Raw genomic sequence first — 3,183 nt, 5'->3', positions numbered from 1 at the left:
GGCCCGCCAGCAGCCGGGCCGCCGAGAGCACCGCGGACGGAGCCGCCGACCAGGTGTCGACGACCGCGTCCCACTCGCCCTCGGCGAGCGCGGCCAGACCGTCCGGCGCGGTGCGGTCGCCGAGGAGGGTGACCGCGCCCGGCGGTGCCTCATGACGGCCGCGGTGAAAGACGGTCACCTGCCAACCACGCCCGAGCGCCGCCTCCGTGACAGCGCGGCCGACGAATTCCGTACCACCGAGGATCAGGAGTCTCATGGCACCGACTCTGCCCGTGAGCGGGCGTCGAGGACAGCACAATTCGCCGTCGGAGGAATCACCGGGAGAATCGTGGGCCTTTGGGATCTGCCGCACGGTCCCACCGGGATGGCAGCATGTGCGGACCATGACAGATGCCCGGTCGCCGTTGCGCGCCTTGCGGGCCGCGGCCTTCGCGGCGGTCTGCGTGACTCTGGCCGCGGTGGGGCATTCGTTCACATCCGGGCATGAGATCCCGCCCGGAGCACTGTGGACGGCGTTCGGGATCACCGGATGTCTGGCCTGGCTCGCGGGCGGCCGGCGGCGCGGGACCGGCTCGATCGGGGCCGCCCTGGTCACGGTCCAGGGCGTGCTGCATCTGCTCTTCGCCGGAGCGCTGCCGTACGGACTGTCCGCGCCCGCGCATGGATCACGTACGCATCCCGTCGTCGGCACGGGACTGGGCACGGGCCTTGGGATGAGCCCCGGACCCGGCTCGGGACTTGGCCCCGGCTCAGGGATCGGCGTCGGCATAGGCCCTGGCATGGGCACCGACATGGGCATGGCCATGCGGATGGGCGGCGCGGACACCGGCGCCGACGGGCCGCCGACCGTGCTGGACGCGCTCACCGACGGTTCCGTCGGCATGCTCGCCGCCCATCTCCTCGCCGCCGCCGTCTGCGCGCTCTGGCTGGCCCGCGGCGAGGCCGCTCTCTTCCGGCTGGTGCACGCCGTCGGTGCCCTGGCCTTCTCGCCGCTCCGGCTGCTGCTCACCGCCGTACGGCTGCCCGCCGTGCCACGGCTGATACGGCCTCGCCCGGCCGCCACCGCGGCGGACCGCGTCCATGGCGTCATACCGGCGCACACGCTGTCGCGGCGCGGCCCGCCCGCGTTCCGTACCGCTCGTACCACGGTCCCTGGAGCCGTTGCCGTCATCACTGGCCGAACTGTCTGAACTCTCGGACGTCGGGCGGCGGCCGGGGCCGATTTCCCCATGCCAACGCCAACACCGAGGACAGCCATGGCCATCGACGACCCTGTACAGGGCGCCGCCGCGCGCAGCACCACGTCCGAGTCCGCGCCCACGTCCGAGTCCGCGCCCGAGTCCGCCGCGGGCACTTCGTCCCTCTGGAGCGCCCTGCGGCCTCTTGTGCTCCGTCTCCACTTCTACGCGGGCCTGCTCATCGCTCCGCTTCTGCTGGTGGCCGCCACCAGCGGCTTTCTCTACGCCCTCTCCTTCCAGGCGGAGAAGGTGATCTACCGCCACGAGCTGCGCGTGCCGGTCGGCGACCGTACCGTTCCGCTCTCGCAGCAGCTCGACGCTGCCCGTGCCGCCCGTCCGGACGGCACGGTCACCTCCGTACGCCTCCCGTCGGAGGAGGGCGCCACCACCCGGGTCCTGATGACCGCGCCGGGCGTCGAGGAGGGCAAGTCGCTCGCCGTCTTCGTCGATCCGTACACCGCGGAGATACGAGGAGAGCTGACCAGTTACGGCAGTTCCGGCGCCCTGCCGTTGCGCACCTGGCTCTCCGAGTTCCACCGCCATCTCCATCTCGGTGAGCCGGGCCGTATCTACAGCGAACTCGCCGCGAGCTGGCTCTGGGGGGTCGCCCTCGGCGGAGTGCTGCTCTGGACCGGCCGCAGACGTGCCTCGAAGCGCGCGCTGCTGATACCCGAGCGTGGTACCACCGGCAGGCGGCGGACGCTCTCGCTGCACGGTTCGGTCGGGCTGTGGGCCGTGACCGGGCTGGTGCTGCTCTCGGCCACGGGCCTGACCTGGTCGCGGTACGCGGGCGAGAACATCGGCGCGGTCCAGGACCAGCTCGGCGGCGCCACTCCGGTCGTCTCGGCCGCCCTCGAAGCAGGCGCCGGTGGAGAAGGCGGCGGCCATGAGGGTCACGAGGGCATGGAGGGCATGCCCGGGATGGAAGGGACGGACGGCACGGGTGCCATGGACGTCGGAGTCGATCTGGCGGTCGTCGCCGCACGTCAGGCCGGTCTCGACGGACCGCTCTCGGTGACGCTGCCGAAGGAGGGCACCGGCTATGTCATCGCCCAGACGGACACCCAGGTCCCGGTCAGGCTCGACTCGGTCGCCGTCGATCCCGCCAACGGCATGATCATGGACGAGCTGCGCTTCGCCGACTATCCCGTACTGGCCCAGCTCACCCGCTTCGGGATCGATGCCCATATGGGCGTCTTCCTCGGGCTGGTCAATCAGCTCGTGCTCGCGGTTCTCGCGCTCGCGCTGATCCTGCTCATCGTGTGGGGCTACCGGATGTGGTGGCAGCGCAGGCCCACCAAGGAGCGCGGGCTGACCATGGGCAGGGCGATACCGCGCGGTGCCTGGCGCAAGGTGCCGCTCGCCGTCCTGCTGCCGCTCGCGGCGGTGGTGGCGCTGGTCGGCTGGTTCGTGCCGCTGCTGGGCATCAGCCTGCTGGTGTTCCTGGTCGTGGACGGTGCGCTGGGGCTGTCGGCCCGCGTCCGCGCACGCGCCCGGGCCAGGACGTAACACCTCCGCGCCCGGCGCTCGCACGCACAGAGCCTGACCGGTCCAGAACCGGACCGGTCAGGCTCGGCGGCGGCTCAGGGCGTGTACTTGTACCCGACGCGCCGTACGGTCTGGATGGTGTGCCGGTACTCGGCGCCCAGCTTGCGGCGCAGCCGCGCCACATGGACATCGACGGTCCGCCCGTCGCCCACATGACCGTAGCCCCACACCGTGGTCACCAACTGGTCGCGCGTGTGCACGCGGTGCGGATGCGCCACGAGATGGGCCAGCAGCTCGAATTCGAGATACGTCAGATCCAGTGGCTTCCCGTCCACGACGGCGATCCGCTGGGCACTGTCGATCCGGACGGGACCGCCGCCCGTGGCCCGTCCGCCCGCCGTGTCGCCCGGTCCGACGGTCCCGGCCGGGTCCGTCCCGGCGGGGCGGGACGGCGCGG

General features: G+C 72.1%; 4 protein-coding genes. 2 read left to right on the top strand and 2 right to left on the bottom strand.

From position 1 onward, the window contains the following. A partial coding sequence (locus GA0115259_RS16985; RefSeq protein ID WP_345941019.1) for an NAD-dependent epimerase/dehydratase family protein occupies window positions 1-256 on the bottom strand: 256 nt, incomplete at its 3' end. Between the two features lie 127 nt (window positions 257-383). On the opposite strand from GA0115259_RS16985, the gene GA0115259_RS16980 reads away from it, so the two are divergent. Further along, on the top strand, window positions 384-1,190 hold the full coding sequence (locus GA0115259_RS16980) for a hypothetical protein (protein ID WP_176732573.1): 807 nt from the start codon (window positions 384-386) through the stop codon (window positions 1,188-1,190). A 66-nt stretch (window positions 1,191-1,256) separates the two neighbouring features. Beyond that, window positions 1,257-2,747 (top strand): PepSY-associated TM helix domain-containing protein, encoded by a 1,491-nt coding sequence (locus GA0115259_RS16975; RefSeq protein ID WP_107469204.1) that lies wholly within the window; start codon window positions 1,257-1,259, stop codon window positions 2,745-2,747. 74 nt (window positions 2,748-2,821) lie between these two features. Here GA0115259_RS16975 and GA0115259_RS16970 read toward each other — a convergent pair. After that, window positions 2,822-3,183, bottom strand: a 362-nt coding sequence (locus GA0115259_RS16970) for a winged helix-turn-helix domain-containing protein (protein ID WP_237540111.1), incomplete at its 5' end; no start/stop codon positions are given.

Origin of the sequence: Streptomyces sp. MnatMP-M17, assembly GCF_900091995.1 — a bacterium.
Classification (GTDB): Bacteria; Actinomycetota; Actinomycetes; order Streptomycetales; family Streptomycetaceae; genus Streptomyces.
Note: the sequence above shows the minus strand (reverse complement) of the source record. Positions and strands in the feature narration are given on the sequence as shown.